9 protein-coding genes and 1 pseudogene are annotated in these 16,384 nt (G+C 71.1%); all 10 read right to left on the bottom strand.

Translation table 11 applies throughout. From position 1 onward, the window contains the following. Complete coding sequence (locus ACIPFH_RS11745; protein ID WP_401826811.1) at positions 1-1,233, bottom strand: O-antigen ligase domain-containing protein; 1,233 nt, start codon at positions 1,231-1,233, stop codon at positions 1-3. A gap of 16 nt (positions 1,234-1,249) precedes the next feature. Beyond that, positions 1,250-2,773: a right-handed parallel beta-helix repeat-containing protein gene (locus ACIPFH_RS11740; RefSeq protein ID WP_401825305.1), complete on the bottom strand. Its 1,524-nt coding sequence runs from the start codon at positions 2,771-2,773 to the stop codon at positions 1,250-1,252. Between the two features lie 14 nt (positions 2,774-2,787). Further along, the gene (locus ACIPFH_RS11735; RefSeq protein ID WP_401825303.1) at positions 2,788-4,749 is read right to left on the bottom strand and encodes an alginate lyase family protein; all 1,962 of its coding nucleotides are present in this window, start codon (positions 4,747-4,749) and stop codon (positions 2,788-2,790) included. Then, the gene (locus tag ACIPFH_RS11730) at positions 4,746-6,941 is read right to left on the bottom strand and encodes a bi-domain-containing oxidoreductase (RefSeq protein ID WP_401825301.1); all 2,196 of its coding nucleotides are present in this window, start codon (positions 6,939-6,941) and stop codon (positions 4,746-4,748) included. The genes ACIPFH_RS11735 and ACIPFH_RS11730 overlap by 4 nt, the downstream gene beginning before the upstream one ends. A gap of 25 nt (positions 6,942-6,966) precedes the next feature. Continuing rightward, positions 6,967-8,892 (bottom strand): asparagine synthase (glutamine-hydrolyzing), encoded by a 1,926-nt coding sequence (gene asnB, locus ACIPFH_RS11725; RefSeq protein WP_401825300.1) that lies wholly within the window; start codon positions 8,890-8,892, stop codon positions 6,967-6,969. A 3-nt stretch (positions 8,893-8,895) separates the two neighbouring features. After that, positions 8,896-10,413: a Wzz/FepE/Etk N-terminal domain-containing protein gene (locus ACIPFH_RS11720; RefSeq protein WP_401825298.1), complete on the bottom strand. Its 1,518-nt coding sequence runs from the start codon at positions 10,411-10,413 to the stop codon at positions 8,896-8,898. Further along, positions 10,410-11,786 (bottom strand): Wzz/FepE/Etk N-terminal domain-containing protein, encoded by a 1,377-nt coding sequence (locus ACIPFH_RS11715; RefSeq protein ID WP_401825297.1) that lies wholly within the window; start codon positions 11,784-11,786, stop codon positions 10,410-10,412. The genes ACIPFH_RS11720 and ACIPFH_RS11715 overlap by 4 nt, the downstream gene beginning before the upstream one ends. Next, a pseudogene (locus ACIPFH_RS11710) lies at positions 11,783-13,047 on the bottom strand (glycosyltransferase family 4 protein). Before ACIPFH_RS11710 ends, ACIPFH_RS11715 begins: the two are co-directional and overlap by 4 nt. Beyond that, positions 13,037-14,353 carry a nucleotide sugar dehydrogenase gene (locus ACIPFH_RS11705; protein ID WP_401825296.1) on the bottom strand — a complete coding sequence of 439 codons (1,317 nt, stop codon included), beginning with the start codon at positions 14,351-14,353 and terminating at the stop codon, positions 13,037-13,039. The pseudogene ACIPFH_RS11710 and the gene ACIPFH_RS11705 overlap by 11 nt, the downstream one beginning before the upstream one ends. Positions 14,354-14,426: 73 nt before the next feature. Further along, positions 14,427-15,905 carry a sugar transferase gene (locus ACIPFH_RS11700; protein ID WP_401825294.1) on the bottom strand — a complete coding sequence of 493 codons (1,479 nt, stop codon included), beginning with the start codon at positions 15,903-15,905 and terminating at the stop codon, positions 14,427-14,429. Positions 15,906-16,384: the final 479 nt, after the last annotated feature.

Here is a 16,384-nt window from a genome sequence, read left to right as displayed (position 1 = left end):
TCAGGTCACCTCCGTTCTCTGGGCCCATCGCGGGACGCGTCGGCGAGGGGCTTCGGGCACCGGCAGGGGAGCGGCCTCGACAGGTGTCGCCAGCAGCGAGGCGGCCACGGCCAGATGCAGCAGATACGGCGAGGCGTCGCCCAGCCCGGCCTCGGTGTACGACGCGATCGCGCAGTAGCTGATCAGGAAGATCGCGCAGGCCCTCGACAGCGACGGCGGCCGCAGCAACGCGACGCCGCCCAGCACGATGATGACCGCCGCCACCAACGCGACGCCGATCATGCCCTGTTCGTTGTAGACGGCCAGCCAGCTGTTGTCGATCGGCAGTCCGCCGAACGACTTGTCGCCCAGGCCCGCGCCGAACAGGTACTCCGACATCGTCCGGGGCGCTGCCAGCAGGGCGTGCCAGACCTTGGCCCGGCCGGTGAGGCTGGCGAAGTTCTCCTGGCTCTGCCCGCGCAGGAACCACGCCTGGAGCGCGGAGCTGAACCCCACCGCCGCCACCGCGGCGCACAGCACCGCCCAGGTGAAGAGCCGGCGGGCGGCGGCGCTGGTCAGGACGAGGGAGGTGATCGCCAGCACCAGCGCGATGATCAGGCCGAGCGTGGCCGTCCGGGTGTGGGTCAGCGCGAGCAGGGCGAGGCAGGGCACGATGACCAACGCCGCGCTGGTCCGGTCGGTCCGGCGGCCCAGGACGAGCAGCACGGTGAGCCCGATGATCACCGCGGCGTACTGTCCGATCTGCGGCGGGGTGAGCGGCCACAAGGCGCCCACCAGCCGCCCGCCGTAGAGGTCGGGCAGGGCGGCGCCCGGTGAGACGACCAGGCCGGCGGCCACCGACCCGAGCACCGCGAAGTACATCCGGATGTGGTGCCGGACGAACGTCAGGCCGCCGTCCCACCAGCGGCTGAGCAGCCACAGCGTGCCGACGAAGAGAGCCAGCCGGGCGCAGCGGAACAGCGCGCCGAGCCCGGCCCCCTGGTCCACGCTGGAGATCAGGCTCGGCACCAGCAGCAGGGTGAGCAGGAACACGTAGGCGCTGGCCCGGATACGCACCCGGGGGTTGACCACGAGCGCCAGTGCGAACGCGGCGACCAGCGCGCCCATGGTGGCCATCTGGATGAGGGAGCGGGGCAGCGGGACGATGGTCCTCGCCCCGGCGGAGCCGAGGGTGTTGAGGACGAGCAGCCCCCAGACCGTCCCGACGATCTTCGACGTGTGGTCCGCGCCCATCTCAGCCGCGCCCATCTCAACCACCGTCCCCGGCACGGAAGGTGCTGCCCGCGTCCTGCCGGTACGGAGTGCCCTGCCACTGCTTGAAGCCGACTGTCCGGCTCGCGTCGTGGACGACGAAGGTCCACGGTCCGACGTAGACGTTGTCGTGCCAGCGGTTGTGCTGCTCGCCGGTGATCGCCTCGGCCACCCGCTCGCCCTGGTACGGCGACCAGTCCGGATAGGTGCCGTAGTTGGACAGCACCGCCATCCGGTCGCACTTCACGGTGCAGTCGACGACGGACTTGTCCAGCACGAAGCGGTTGTCGTGGATGTCCACCCGCTGGGTCTTCCACCGGCAGTCGGAATACAGCGGCGCCTTGGCGATCGCGGGCTGCGTGCAGCGGTCGGTGTTCTTCACCAGCAATGTGCAGTCACCGGACGAGGTGTTGGCCGGGCTGTTGCAGAACCGGTCGGCGTTCTCCCACAGGGTGATCCCTGACCAGTTGTTCTCCAGCACGTTCCGATAGATCTCGATCTTGTCCGTGCGGGCTCGGATCCGCGGTTCGCCCCCGGACTCGGAGAGGTAGACGGTCCCGAACGGGAAGCTGTCGCCGGCGGCTGCGTAGTCGCGGCCCTCGACCCGGTTGTTCCGCCGGATCGTGTTCTTCCGGATGACCGCGTTGTAGCTGATCTCGTAGATCAGCGCGGCGCCGTCGTTGTCCTCGATCAGGTTGGCCTCGATGAGGAAGTCGTTGTTGTTGGTGTCCGCCCACAACCCGGTTCCGCGGTTGTCGTGCACCCAGTTGCCGCGTATGTCCGCGCCGTCGACGGCCCAGAACTTGACGCCTCCACTGCAGCCGCAGTCCGGCCGCCGCCGCTCCCAGTCGTCCTTGTTGTTGCCCACGATCTCGTTGCCTTCGACCACCAGGCCGCTGATACCGTCGGCGGCCTGGTACGCGTTCATGCCGTACTGGCCGTTGTCGCGCAGGCAGCTGGCGCGGACCTGCTGGCGGGCGCCGGCCATCAGCCCGGCGCCGGAGTTGTTCTGGATCGTCGCGTGCTCGATCACCCACCCGTCGGCCGAGTCGTGGTTGACCACGCCCTCGTCCTGCGGCGCCGCGAACCCCTGCACGGTCAGGTAGCGGATGGTGACGTCGCGGGCGGTGCCGCCGAACGCGTAGTGGTTGCTCTTCCGGCCGTCGAGCACCGCCCCGGGCGCGCCGACGTAGACGTCCCCTTCCTTGGGGATCACCTGGTCGTAGCGGTCCGACAGGAGCGTGTGCTTGCCCGGCCGAAGCCAGAAGGTGGTGTGCGCAGGGCTGCTCTCGGTCTTCGCGGCCAAGTCGCCGGGCACCGCAGGGTCGACGGTCACCGCGCCCGCCGGCGCCTTCACCGGCCCGGCGGCGGGCTTGGCACACACGCGGGCCACGGACGTGGAGGGCGCAGCGGTGGGCGTCGGCGCCGCGTCCCGCGTGCTGCTGTCACAGCCGGTCGCCGCCAGCAGGGCCAGTGCCAGCGGTGCCGCCGGCAACGCCCGGTGCCGCCACTTGATCCCCATGCGTCCTCCCCTCCCTAACCGTGGAACCTGAGCACGGTGGTGAAGCCCTCCGTGTCATCGGTGAAGCCGGTCCCGACCAGGGTGGTCGCGGGTTCCTTGCGCCCGAAGCCGGCGGAGTACCAGCCCAGCGGCGGGTCGCTCTCGCCGCGATGCGCCTGCCACGACAGCCGCTCGGGCAGGTCGAGCGCCGCGGAGCGGTCCTCGCCGTCCCGGGACCAGGTGAGCGCCGCCCGGTTCCCCGCCAGCTCGGCGGTGACCGTCGGGCCGAGGTGGAACGCCAGGCGCACCGCCCGGCGCGGGCCGCGCACCTCGTCGACCACCCTCAGCTCCTGGCTCGCGGCCGTCAGCTCCACCCGGCGGCGGTGCACGGAGCGCTGGTAGCCGTCGTGTTCGGCGCACCAGCGGGCCGTCCCCCCGTCGGAGGTGCCGGATGTGTCCACGGTCAGGACGCGGCTGCGGGCGTGCCGGGTCCACAGGAACGGGCCGCCGGACACCGACTGGTCTTCGCCGTCCAGTTGCAGGGTGTTGTGGCCGAGGGTCGACCGGAAGTACTGCCGCCACTCGGGCTGCCCGTGGTAGCAGTACGTCCCGGGGTCGGCGAGGACGTCGACCCCGTCGTGCCGGACCTCCACGGACAGGGCGTCCGCGTGAGCATGCGCGGCGATGGACAGGAATCCGTGCGGACCACCGTCGCAGCGGCACCAGATCTCCGCCGGACCGCGCAGGATGGTCATGCCCGCGTCGGCGAAATGGGCCGGTCGGCTCGCCGGGCGGGACACGGCCGGTGCGGTGGGCCGGATGAGCGCGGCCAGCAGCGGGGTGCGCACATCGGTGCCGGTCACCGTCGGCCACCAGGCGAGCCGGCCGAACACGGCGTCCCCGGTGGCCAGCAGCGAGGCCCAGCGGTCGGTGCCCGCCCCGTCCACGACCAGACCGTGCCCGTCGTCCGCGTCCCCCTGGCGTGGCGGCCGTAGCCGGCTGTCCACGATGGCGGCGAGCGCGTCGGTCATCCGCAGCAGCACCAGCCGGATCGACGCGGGGACCGGCACGTCGGCGGCATCCGCCTCGGCCAGCGCGGCCAGGCCGAGCTCCAGCACCAGTCCGTGGTACTCGGTGGCCAGCTCGCGGTTGAGGCCGGAGTCGAAGGTGTTGCCGCGCAGATGCCGCTCCAGCGACCGCAGCGCGTCGGCTCGCCAGCGCGCCGAGGAGGGGAACCACCCGAACGCGCAGGCCGCGGCGAACTGCCCGGCGGCCTCGGCGATGACGTGGTTGTTCGCCGAAGACCCCCGGCTGGGGAAGGCGGCCAGCCAGTGCTGGTGGTGCCAGATCTGGTTCAGCGCCACCGGGTTGTCCTCGAACAGAGCCGCCGCGCCCGGCCAGCCGTCGAGCAGCCGGCGGATCCACACCCAGGACAGCAGCCGGATCCCCAGCTCGATGCCGCTGGTCCAGTGCACCCCGCGCAGCGGCGCGTTGCCCGCCCACCACGACCGCAGGTGCTCGGCCACTCGCTCGGCGTACCGCTCGTTGCCGGTGACCGCGTAGGCGGCGGCGAGCACGGTGAGGTACTGATGCCGGGACGGCTCCCAGATCTGCTTGATGTCCCCGACCGCGTCCTCGTTCCGGTACGGCACGTCGAAGGCGTAGCCCCACGGAGCCCGGCGCCCGGTCTTCGGGTCGTACCACCAGTCCGGGTCGGCCAGATCGTCGCGGTCCACCCCGAAGTACTCGGCGTGCCCGGCCATCAGCCGGTCCGCCTCGGCGATGAGACGTTTCGCGGCGTCCGGTGGCACATCGGCGCTCGTCCCCGCGGGCAGTACCGCGGTGAACGGGGCGCCGGTCACGCTCGGACTCTCCGGCCGCGACGACCGCCACCGTCGCCTGCGCACCGCGTCGCCCGCCCGGCCGCCGACCTCCCGCGGTCCCATCCGGGACAGCCGCCGCAGGTACCAGCCCGGGCTCCCCGAGTTCACCGTCATCGCGGCCCCGCCAACGTCACCGGCAGGCCGCCGACCAGGCCGGCCTGCACGGCGAGTGTGGCCGCCGTGGTGGCGACCAGCGACTCCAGCGGCACCGGCATCGGCCCGCCGGTCCGCACGGCCTTGATGAACGCGGCCAGCTCGGCGTTCTGGCCCTTGTCCCGAGCCTTGGGCAGCCGCGAACTGACCCACCGCTTGCGGCTGCCACCGTAGACAGCGGCACGGACGAAGTCGTCGAGCCGCAGCACCTTGCCGTCCGCGACGAGGTCCAGCGTCTCCTTGGGGAAGCTGGGCGCGCCGGTGGTGACGTAGCTGATGGTGGCGGTGGACCCGTCCGGGTAGTGCAGCACGACCTGCAGGTCCTCGTTGCCGGACGTGGCGACCGCGTACACCGATACCGGGTCGGCCTCGAGCAGCCAGCTCGCCGTGTCGATGAAGTGTCCGCCCTCGCCGGCGAAGCGCGAGCCCTCGGTGCCCTGTTGGAGGTACCAGCTGCCGTGCTGCAGCCGGCCCGCGTTGACCAGGTAGCGCAGGCTCGCCGGACCGGTCCGGGCGCCGAACCGCTTCCTGGCCTCCTGCAACAGCGGCGCGAACCGACGGTTGAAGCCCACCTGGAGCCGGTCGTTGCCGGATTCCTCGACCGCCGCGAGCACGCCGGCCAGCTCGTCCTCGGTGAGGGCCAGGGGCTTCTCGACGAACACCGCCTTGCCGGCCAGCAGTGCCCTTCGGGTCAGTTCGGCGTGCGAGCTGTGCCGGGTGACGACGAACACCGCGTCGATGGACTTGTCGCCGAGCACGGCGTCGAGATCGGTGGTCGCCTCGGCGAAGCCGAACTTCCGCTGCGCGTTGGCCGCGGACAGTGCCGTCGTGGTGACGACCGTGGACAGCTCGACGCCGTCGCGCTGTGCCAGGTGCGGCAGCAGCATCGACGTCGCGTAGTTTCCCGCGCCGACGAACGCCAGCCGCACCGGCGCCTTGGCGGACCGGGCCGGGGTGGACACCGCGCCGCCGTGCCGCACCGCGGGCACCGCCACCGCCGGGGCCTCCGCCTCGCCCGCTTCCTCTTTCTGCTCGGGGTACCGGAACAGCACGGCCACGGCCTTCAGGTCGCCGTCCTTCAGGCGTTGGTACGTCTCGACGGCGTCGTCGAAGTCGGCGATGTGGGAGACCAGGGGCTCCACGTCGACGCGGCCGCGGGCGAGGAGATCGAGGAAGCACGCCAGGTTGCGGCGCTCGGTCCAGCGCACGTGGCCGATCGGGTAGTCCCGCCCCTCGAGCTCGTACTCCGGGTCGTAGCGCCCGGGGCCGTAACTGCGGGAGAACCGGACGTCGAGCTCCTTCTCGTAGTACGCGTTCCACGGAAGGTCCAGGCGGCACTTGCCGATGTCGACGACCCGGCCGCGGTCCCGGCTCATCCGGGCGGCCAGCTCGACCGGCTGGTTGCTGCCGCCGCCGGCGGCCAGGTACACCTGGTCCACACCGTGACCACCGGTGAGCTCGGCGACGGCGGCTTCGACCGCCACGGACGCGGGATCGCCGCAGGCCGCCGCACCCAGGCGCTCGGCGAGCTCGCAGCGCACCGGGTCGGGGTCGACCCCGACGACGCGGACTCCCGAGGCGGCCAGCAGCTGCACCACCAGCTGCCCGATCAGCCCGAGACCGATGACCAGCGCCACCTCGCCGAGCTGCGGCTCGCCCTGGCGCACGCCCTGCATCGCGATCGACCCGACGGTGCCGAAGGCCGCGTGCCGCGGCGCGAGGCCGTCCGGCACCCGGGCGTAGAGGTTCTTGGGCACCCAGTTCAGCTCGGCGTGCAACGCGTGCTCGTTGCCGGCGCAGGCCACGAGGTCGCCGACCTTCACATCGTCGATCCCGGTGCCGACCTGCTCGACCACCCCGCACAGCGAGTAGCCCAGTGGCGTGTAGGAGTCCAGCTTGCCCATCACCTTGCGGTAGGTGGCGGGCACCCCGTTGGTGGCCACGCTCTGCAACACCTTGGCCACCTGGTCCGGGCGGGAGCGGGCCTTGCCCAGCATCGACATGCCGGCCTCGGAGACCTTCATGAGTTCGGTCCCGGTGGATATCAGCGAGTAGGCGGTGCGGACCAGCACACCGCCCGGCTTGCACCCCGGCACCGGCACGTCAAGCAGCGCCAGCTCGCCACTCTTGTAGTTCTGCACAACCTGTTTCACCCGAAGTCCTCTTGTCTCTACGCCGTCAAAGAGAGTTCTGGCCGGACCCGGAGGTCGCGCCGCGATACCAGTACTCGAGGGTCAGCACGTGCCACAGATGCTTGGAGAAGTCCCGGTGCCCGGCGGCGTCCTCGGCGACCATGCGCGCCAGCGCGTCGCGGCGCAGGAGCCCGGAATTGACGAGCACGCCGTCGTGTACCACCTCGCGCACCAGCGGGGCCAGATCCCGGCTCATCCAGGCGCGCAGCGGGGCGCTGAACAGGCCCTTGGGCCGGTACACGATCTCCCGGGGCAGGATCGAGGCGGCCGCCTCCTTGAGGACGGCCTTGCCCTGCCGTCCGACGATCTTGCGATCACCGGGCACGGCGAACGCCGCCTTGACCACCTCCACGTCCACGTACGGCACCCGCACCTCGGTCGACGCGGCCATGCTCGACCGGTCCGTGTAGGCGAGGTTCAGGCCCGGCAGGAACATCCGGGCGTCACCCAGGCACATGCGGTTGACGAAGTCGTCGAGGTCGTTGTCCTGGTAGGTGTCCGCATGCTCGGTCAGCACGTCGTCGACCGTCCCGGCCAGCTCGGGATCGATCAGGGCGAGCAGCTCGTCCCGGTCGTACATGGTGTAGCTGCGCCGGAACGCGGTCTCCTCCGGCAGATCGGCGAAGGAGAGGAACCGCTTCGCGAATCGCACCGACCGGTACCCCCGGCGGGCCGTGGCGACCGGCAGCCGGTCCACGGTCCTGGACAGGCCGCGCCGCAGGGGCCGCGGGATGCGCTGGTAACGCAGCGCGATCAGGTTGGCGAGGTGCTTGCGGTAGCCGGCGAACAGCTCGTCGGCTCCCATCCCCGAGAGCATCACCTTGACCCCGGCCTCCCGGGCGGCCTGGCATATCAGGAACGTGTTGATCGCGGCGGGGTCGCCGATCGGCTCGTCCAGGTGGTACGTCATCTGCGGCAGCAGGTCGAGCACGTTCGGAGCGATCTCGATCTCGTGCAGGTCGACGCCGAACCGCTCGGCCACCTGCCGGGCATAGCGCAGGTCGTCCGGCATCGCCTCGAACCTGGCGTCCTCGGCGCGGAACCCGATCGTGTAAGCGGAGATCCCGGGTCGGTCGCGGGCGGCCAGCGCGGTCAGGTAGCTGGAGTCGAGGCCGCCGGAGAGGAAGGTCGCCACGGGTACGTCGGAGAGCAGGTGGCGCCGGGTCGACTCCTCGACGACGGCAGCCAGATCCGGCTGTTCGCCGCTGCGCGCCCGCTCCTGCCCCTCGGCGGCCACGTCCTTCAGATGCCAGTACCGGCCGCGCTCCACCCGGCCGTCGGGCCGGCACCGGAGCCAGCTCCCCGGCGGCAGCTTCTCCGCCTCGCGGAACGCGCACCGTGAGTCCGGCACCCAGTAGTACAGCAGCGAGGCCACCAGCGCCGCATGGTCCACCCGCAGCGACCCGCCGGTCACGGCGGCGAGCGCCTTGAGCTCGGAGGCGAACACCAGACCCTCGCCGCGCCGGAGCAGGAACAGGGGCTTGATGCCGAGCTGGTCGCGGGCGAGCACCAGGTCACCGGTTCGCTCGTCGAAGATCCCGAACGCGAACATGCCGCGCAGCCGGGGCAGGCAGTCCGTGCCCCAGCGCCGCCAGGCCTCCAGCAGCACCTCGGTGTCGGAGGTACCGCGGAAGCGCACCCCGGCGGCTGCCAGCTCGGCACGCAGCTCCGGCGCGTTGTACAGCTCGCCGTTGTACGTCAGGACGAGGCCGTCCGAGACCATCGGCTGGGCGCCGGTCTCGGACAGGTCGACGATGGCCAGCCGGCGGTGCCCGAGCTGCACTTCGCCGTCGCCGAGGGGGTGGCCGTACCGGCCCGCCCCGTCCGGACCGCGGTGGGCGAGGGTCTCGGTGAGCCGGTCGGTCACGACCTTCCCGTCCGGCCATCGGTAAGTGCCTGCGATGCCACACATGTCCTACCGCACCTCCTGGTCGCTGTCCGGGACCCGTGCCGCCCACGTCGGAGGCCGCTCCGTCCCCCGCCGTCCCGTCCCGTTCTGCCGGGCCGGCCGCTCGTGGCCGCGCAGCGCGGTGTGCAGCCCGTTCCACAGCGTGCCGTCGGTCCGGTCACGCGGGTCGGGGTCGATCAGCACCACACCGATCACCGCGATGCGCTGGTCCGCGAGCTGTCGCGCCACGGTGTGCAGCCATGCGGCGCTGCCGTGCCCGGCACGCACGACGAGAACGGTCTGCGTGCCGAGGTACTGGAGATCGGTCCACGCAGCGCCGGGCGCCACCGAGCCGACGCCGAGCCGGCGCTCCTCGGGCGACACGGCCGCGGCACGCTCGCCGGTGACCACGGCCGGGTCACCCGGCTTCGGGCGGCGGCCGGCGAGTTGTCGGCCGGGCAGACCGTCGACGACGACCACCGGCCCCTCCGCCGCCAGCGCCCTGGCGAGGTCCAGGGCGATCACGCTCGTGTTGCGCGCGCACCCCAGTTCCAGCAGCGATACGGGTTCCGCGGAGCCGCGCACGGTGCGGGCCAGGGACCCGATGAGCCGTTCGCGTGCCGCCCGGACCCGGCGGCGCTGCCATCGCCCGCCCGACCGGTGGGGCAGCTCGACGATGACCGAGGCGCCGAGGTTCGCGGCGATCTCCCGGCGCAGCACGGGACGGTCTGCCACCACCGCGCCGACCGCGGCCACCGCGAGCCCGAGGAAGAGCCCGAGGAAGAACCCGATCACGGCGTCGGTGGCAGCGGCCTTGGGCAGGGAGTGCCGCACCGCGTACGGGGCGTCCACGATCTGCGTGCCGGCGACGAGCCGGGGCGTGCCGATGCTCGCCTCCGCGGCGCGCTGGCTGAAATCGGTGATCTGCGAGGTGAGTTCGGCCCGGCGGGCGTAGAGGGACTCCAGGTCCGCCGACGACCCCGGCCCGCTCGCCTCGGTTCCCTCGCCGATCGTCTTGTTGACCTGGGCCAGTTGGCCCTTCAACTGGTCACGCTGGTCGCGCAGGGCCTTGGCCTCGGCTTTCGAGGCCTCCTGTATCCGCTTCACATGGTCCGCGACGAACGCATCGGCCAACGCCTTGGCGCGGGCCACCGCTTCCGCGTCGCTGTCACCGGTCACGGTGATCTGCAGCACGTTGTTGGTCAAACCGGTACCGCTGTAGTCCTGCATGAAGTCCCCGGCCTTTTCCTGGGACGCGAGGGACTTCAGGGCCGTGTCGGCGATCCGTGTGGTCTGCAGCAGTGCGACGTCGGTGCGGATCAGCGTTCCGGGGTCGTTCGGCTGGTCCTCCTCATGCGCGACCAGAATCTTGGTCACCGCGGTCGGCGGCTGCGGCAGCAGGAACGCCGCCGCCGTGCCGGCGAGCAGCCCCAGCAGCGCGAGGGACGACCAGAGGCGGCGCCGCCTGCGCACCGCCGCCACCAGAGCCTGAAGATCCAGCAGCGGAGCGGCGGCCGACGACTCCGCGGTCGTACTCGTCGTCACCCTGTGACTCCTGTCGCGTCGTCCAGTTCGCCGTCGAAGCTCGCGAGCGCCGGTACGGCGGAATGCCGCGGGTGGTCGGCCGACCGCGTGGCACGGACCGGGCCTGCGAGGACGATGCCGACGACCGCGTGCTTGGCGTCCGCACACGCCTCGGCGACGCCGGCGAGCTCCGCCGCGGTCCAGCTGCCGGCGCTGACCACGACCAGGGCACCGGACTCGTGGCCGCGGTCAGGCACCATCGGCCGGGACACCGAGACCGCCACCGCTCGCAGCACCGGATCGCTCCCGGCCTCGACGACGAGCTGCCCGGCGGCCCGGCGGGCGATCTCGTCACCGTCGGGAAAGACGACCAGGAGCCGCTGCGGGGCCGACAACTGGTCGCGGAGGCGGGAGCACACCCGCCGGTAGCGGATCCGCCTGCTGGCCTCGTCGCCGGACGTCTGCGGGGCCGGGATGTCCCACCGGACGTCGAGGCCCAGCAGCCGGCGGATCAAAGCCCGCAGGCCACGGCCTTCCGGCCGGTGCGTGGTTCGTTCAACGGGTACGTCGACGCTGCCCAGCAGCGCCGAGCCCAGCGCCGCGGTGATCTCCGGTTCGCCGCGCAGCCGGCGGCTCATCCGCGCGGCGGTGAGATGGCCTATGACCGCGAACAGGAAGAACAGCAGCGCTCCGCCCGCGATGAGCTGCGCCCTCGTCGGCGGTGCCTCGCCGGTCGGCCGGGCCGCCGACCCCATGACGACCATGTTCTTCGCCTCGTCGTCGGCCGGGTCGGCCTCCTTGATGGTGCCGATGGCCTCCCGCAGCGCGGTGCGCAGCTTCTCCAGCTCGGTGCGGGTCTGCACGCTCTCCACGCTCTGCCCCGGATCGGTCGCGTCGGCCAGCTTGCTGATGCGGCGGCTGGTGTCCTCCACCGACTGCTGAAGCGCGGCGAGCTCCTCCGCCGCCTCCGGGTCGGCGGTTTCGCTCGCGATCCGCATGGCGTAGGAGACGAACTCCTTGGCCACCTGGTCGGAGAGCCGCTGTGCACGCTCCGGGGAGTCGGCCGTGCCGGAGATCTTGATGATGTTCCCGTCGGTGGCCTTGGCGCTGACCTGATCCCGCAGGTCGCTGCCGCTCACCCCGGTCCAGCCGAGCGTGGCGGCCGCGCGGTCGACCACCACCGAACTGGTCGCCACCTCCGTCTGAGTCAGCAGCTCGCGCTCCTCCCACGTCCCCGGCAGCAGCACCGATGCCGAGGTCGTGTAGCGCGGCGGAAACAGCGTGGAGGCGCCGTATCCGACGAGCGCACCCACCAGGGCGAACATGGTGAGCAGCCGCCAGCGCCGACGGATAATCCGCCCGATCGTGACCAGGCGTATCGTGTCATCGCTCAACGGAGCGGCCTCTTCCCTGCACGGTCGTGTGGCCCACCGACGTCGGGGCGTGGTCACGGCAGGCAGCGGCGTAGGCGGACAGCAGGGATCGTTGGGAGTTCCGCCAGGAGAGCGGCCCGCCTATCCGCTCCTGGCCGATCTCGCCCATCCGGGCCCGCTTCTCCGGATCGTCCAGCAGCAGCGCGATGAGCTTGGCGAACTGGCCCTCGTCGTTGGCGGGTGCGTAGACGGCGGCGTCACCGGCGGAGACCCGTGCCTCCCGGAGGTCGAACGAGACGATCGGCCGGCCCATCACCATGTACTCAAGGACCTTGTTCATGGTCGAGACGTCGTTGAGCGGATTGCGCGGGTCGGGGGAGAGGCACACGTCCGCGGTGGACAGGTAGCGCACCAGGTCGGCGTCCGGAATGCGCCCGGTGAACTGCACCTGCTCCGAGAGCCCGAGCCGCCGGGACAGCTCCACCATCGCGTCGAAGGTGTCGCCGGCGCCGACGAACACCGCATGCCAGTCGGTCCGTCCGAGCTCGTCGCGCAGCTTCGCCAGGGCCCGCAACGCGTAGTCGACGCCGTCCTGTGGGCCCATGACGCCGAGGTAGCACAGCAGATGAGGCTTGCCACGCTTCAGCTCCGGCTCGGGCGCCACGGGGTGGAACCGGTCGGTGTCGGGCGCGCTGCGCACCACGAACACGTCCGCCGGCCGCTGACCGCCACGGCGCACCGCGACGTCCCGGTAGCTCTCGTTCGTGGCGAGCACGACGTCCGCGGCCCGGTAGGTCAGCCGTTCCAGCGCGCACACGGCGCGGTAGAGCAGATCTTCGCCGCGGTCGAACCGGGAGAGGTACAGCTCGGGTACCAGGTCGTGCTGGTCGAAGACGAACCGCGCTCCGCGCCGCTTCAGCCACAGAGCCGGCAGGAACAGCAGGTCGGGCGGGTTGCAGGCGTGGACCACGTCGACCGGGCCGACCTTTCGGGCCAGCCGGACCGTGTGCCACAACGCCGATCCGTACTCCCGCAGGTAGCCGGCCGGCCCTCCGGTGGCCGCGCGCAACGGGTAGCGGTGGATCCGCACCCCGTCGATCTCGGCCTCCGGCTCCGTGTCCCGTTTGCTCCCCTGGGGACAGATGACGTGAACTTTCCAGCCCGCGTCGCGCAGCGTCGTGCACTCCTGCCACACCCGCCGGTCGAACGGCACCGACAGGTTCTCCACCAGAATCAGCGCCCGCCGGTCCGGCCGGTCGCCCCTGGTCGCGTCACCAAGCAAGGCCCACGTACCCCGGTTCGGCCCGGCGCGCGTCGGCGTCGGGAAGGTGGATGAGGTCGATGATCACCGGGCGGTCGCCATGGGGCAGCGCCGCCAGCACGGCCGGATCCCTGGTCCCGACCAGGATCACGTCGGCGTGCTCGAGCACCTCCTCGACGGAGTCCGCGAGCAGCTGCGCGAGGTGCGGCAGTCGGGTCTCGATGTACTCGCGGTTCGCGCCGAGCAGCCGGGAGAGGCTCACGTTGGCGTCGTAGATCTTCAGGTCGTAGCCCTTGCCGAAGAGTCTCTCCGCCAGCTCGACGAGGGGGCTCTCGCGGAGGTCGTCGGTGCCGGGTTTGAAGGACAGCCCGAACAGGCCCGCCCGGCGTTTGCCGGTGCGCTCGACCAGCTCCACCGCGCGCTGCAGATGGTCGGAGTTGGAGGGCAGCACATGGGAGAGGATGGGCACCGAGACGTCGGCCCGCTGCGCCGCGTGGACCAGGCTGCGCAGGTCCTTGGGCAGGCAGGACCCACCGAAGGCGAAGCCGGGCCGCAGGTAGGCGGGGCTGATGTTCAGCTTGCGGTCGGCCAGGAACACGTCCATCACCTGGTGCGAGTCCACCCCGAGCGCCTGGTACACCGCGCCCAGCTCGTTCGCGAAGCCGATCTTGAGGCCGTGGAACGCGTTGTCCGCATACTTGATCGCCTCGGCCGTCGGGACCGGCACCCGGAACACCTCGCCGGGCAGGCCGTCGTACAGCGCCATCACCGCATCGCCGCTTGCCGGGTCGAGCTCGCCGATGACGGTCTTGGGCGGGTCGAAGAAGTCCTGCACGCTCGTGCCCTCGCGCAGGAACTCCGGGTTGACCGCGACCCCGACGTCCACCCCGGCCGTCCCGCCGACGTACTTCTCCAGGATCGGTACCAGCAGGTTCAGGCAGGTGCCCGGGAGCATGGTGCTGCGGAACACGACGGTGTGCCGTCCACCCCGCTCGGCCAGCGCGGCGCCGATCTGCTCGGTGACCCGCTCCAAGTACGTCGTGCACAGGCTGCCGTTGGGCTCCGACGGCGTTCCCACACAGACCAACGACACCTCGCTGTCCATGATCGCCTCGCGGACGTCGTCGGTAGCGCGCAACGCTCCGGTCCGCACGACCTCGGCGATGAGCTCGCCGATCCGTTCCTCGACCACCGGGGCCTTGCCGTCGTTGACCAGGTCGACCTTCACCTGGTTGACGTCCACCCCGATGACCTCGTGACCCATGCTGGCCAGGCACGCGGCCGACACACAGCCCACGTAGCCGAGCCCGAAAACGCTGACTCTCATGACCCGTTCCTCCCCCCAGGCAGGCCCTTTCGGCCTGCGCTCCGCGAGCCGACCGGACGACGATCCCCGCGCATCAGTAGGCCCCCTGCCCGTAGAGCACCGCACGCAGCGTCTTCCACAAGATCACTGTGTCCAGGGCGAGCGACCAGTCCTCCACGTACCGCAGGTCCAACCGGACCGCCTCCTCCCACGACAGATCGCTGCGTCCGCTGATCTGCCACAGGCCGGTGAGTCCGGGCTTGACCAGCAGCCTGCGCCGGATGTCCGGGCCGTACGCAGCGGACTCCTCCGGCAACGGAGGCCGCGGACCGACGAGCGACATCGATCCGGTGAGCACGTTGAAAAGCTGCGGGAGCTCGTCGATCGAGTACCGGCGCAGCACTGTTCCCACCCGGGTCACCCGCGGATCCCGGCGGAGCTTGAACAGCAGGCCGGCTCCCTCGTTGCGGTCGGCCAGCTCGGCACGCGCCCCGTCGGCCCCGGCGACCATGGTGCGGAACTTCAGAATGGTGAACTCGTGGCCGTCCTTGCCGACCCTGCGCTGGCGGTAGAACGCCCCACCCCGACTGTCCACCAGCACGAGCAGTCCGACGAACACCATCAGCGGCGCGAACAGCATCAGCAGAATCGTTGCGCCTACTCGGTCGACGACACCCTTGACCGCCCGGCGGCCCCCGCTGAAGGTCGGCATGCTGACCCGGAGCAGTGGGATCCCGAGCACCGCGTCGACGTGCAGCCGCGGGCCGGCCACCTCCATCAAAACGGGGGCCACGACCATCTCGGCGTCGCTGCCTTCGAGGTTCCAGGCCAGCCGCTGCAGCCGGTCAGGTGACCAGTGCGCGTCCGGTGTGACCGCGACGACACGGTAGCCGTCGCGGTGGACGTGGCCCGCGACGTCCGCCAGTCGGCCGACGACCGGCACTCCGTCCAGTTGGTTTCCGTCGAGCCCGAGACCGTCCGTCGTGCACACGGCGTCCACCCGCCAGCCGAGGTGCGGGAACTTGCGGGTCCGGGTGATCAGGTCGCGCACGGTGTCCGGGCTCCCGGCAGCGAGTACCGGTCTCAGGCACCGTCCTTCCTTCCGCTGTTTGTGCAGCGACAGGCGCAGCAGATACCGCGCGGTCATGGTGACCAGCGCGATCGCGGGGATCGCGACGAAGATCCAGAGCTTGATGTTGCGCGAGGTGAGGGCGATCCCCCCGAGCGCCAGTACGACGGTCGCCGTGAACAGTGAGCGTCCGAGCCGACGGAATTCCTCGGCGCCCTGGCCGAGAACGGCCGGAGCCCACGACCGGCTCACCGCGAGTGCCCCCAGCACCAGCAGCTCGGTGCCGAATGCGAGAATTCCCCACTTCTCATGCCAGTTGGCCGCGTCCCGGGCCCCGAAGAAGTTGCCGATCGCCGCCACCACGAAGGCGGTGGCCACGGTATCGCTGGTGATCACGGCACGGCGGTACCGCTGCTCCCAGTCGATCGCGGGCCGGCTGATTGCCCCGTTCGTCAGACGCTCGCGCGTCGTCGGAAATGGGCTGACCAATTCCCCTTGCCGCACAGAACCCCTCAGGTCCCCGAGCGGTTCGACGTGTTCGCCCAACACCGTTCCTCCCCCCCGGGAGGCCCCCGCCTCCCGCACTGTTCCTCCCCTCGGGAGGCCCCCCGGCCTCCCGCACCGCGCTGTTCCTCCCTCCGGGCAGGCTCACGCCCCCGGCGTATGACATCCCGGCTGTTGCAGAGCTACTTGAAGACCCACCCTGGCGGCGACGGACTCGTATGTCCTGCCGGACTCTCGAGGTGCGCGCGAACCCGTCGAAACCTCGGGTGATCCCCGCACCCAAGGCCCTCTCGGGCTACAAAGAATTGATCATTCCCGCGTCTGGCGCAGGGGACGTGACTGCTGGCTTTCCGTAGCGCCGGACCTATAGATCATTATGGGTCGCCTCTAGATCATTATGGGTCGCCTTGTGTCCGAACAGCTGAAGCATGGTCAATCTAGACCATCGGGGCCGGTATGAAGAGAGGGTGTGTGTAATT

Origin of the sequence: Streptomyces sp. NPDC088157 (assembly GCF_044741545.1) — a bacterium.
GTDB lineage: Bacteria > Actinomycetota > Actinomycetes > Streptomycetales > Streptomycetaceae > Streptomyces.
The sequence above is the reverse complement of the archived record's forward strand: the minus strand, read 5'-3'. Positions and strand labels throughout refer to the sequence as shown.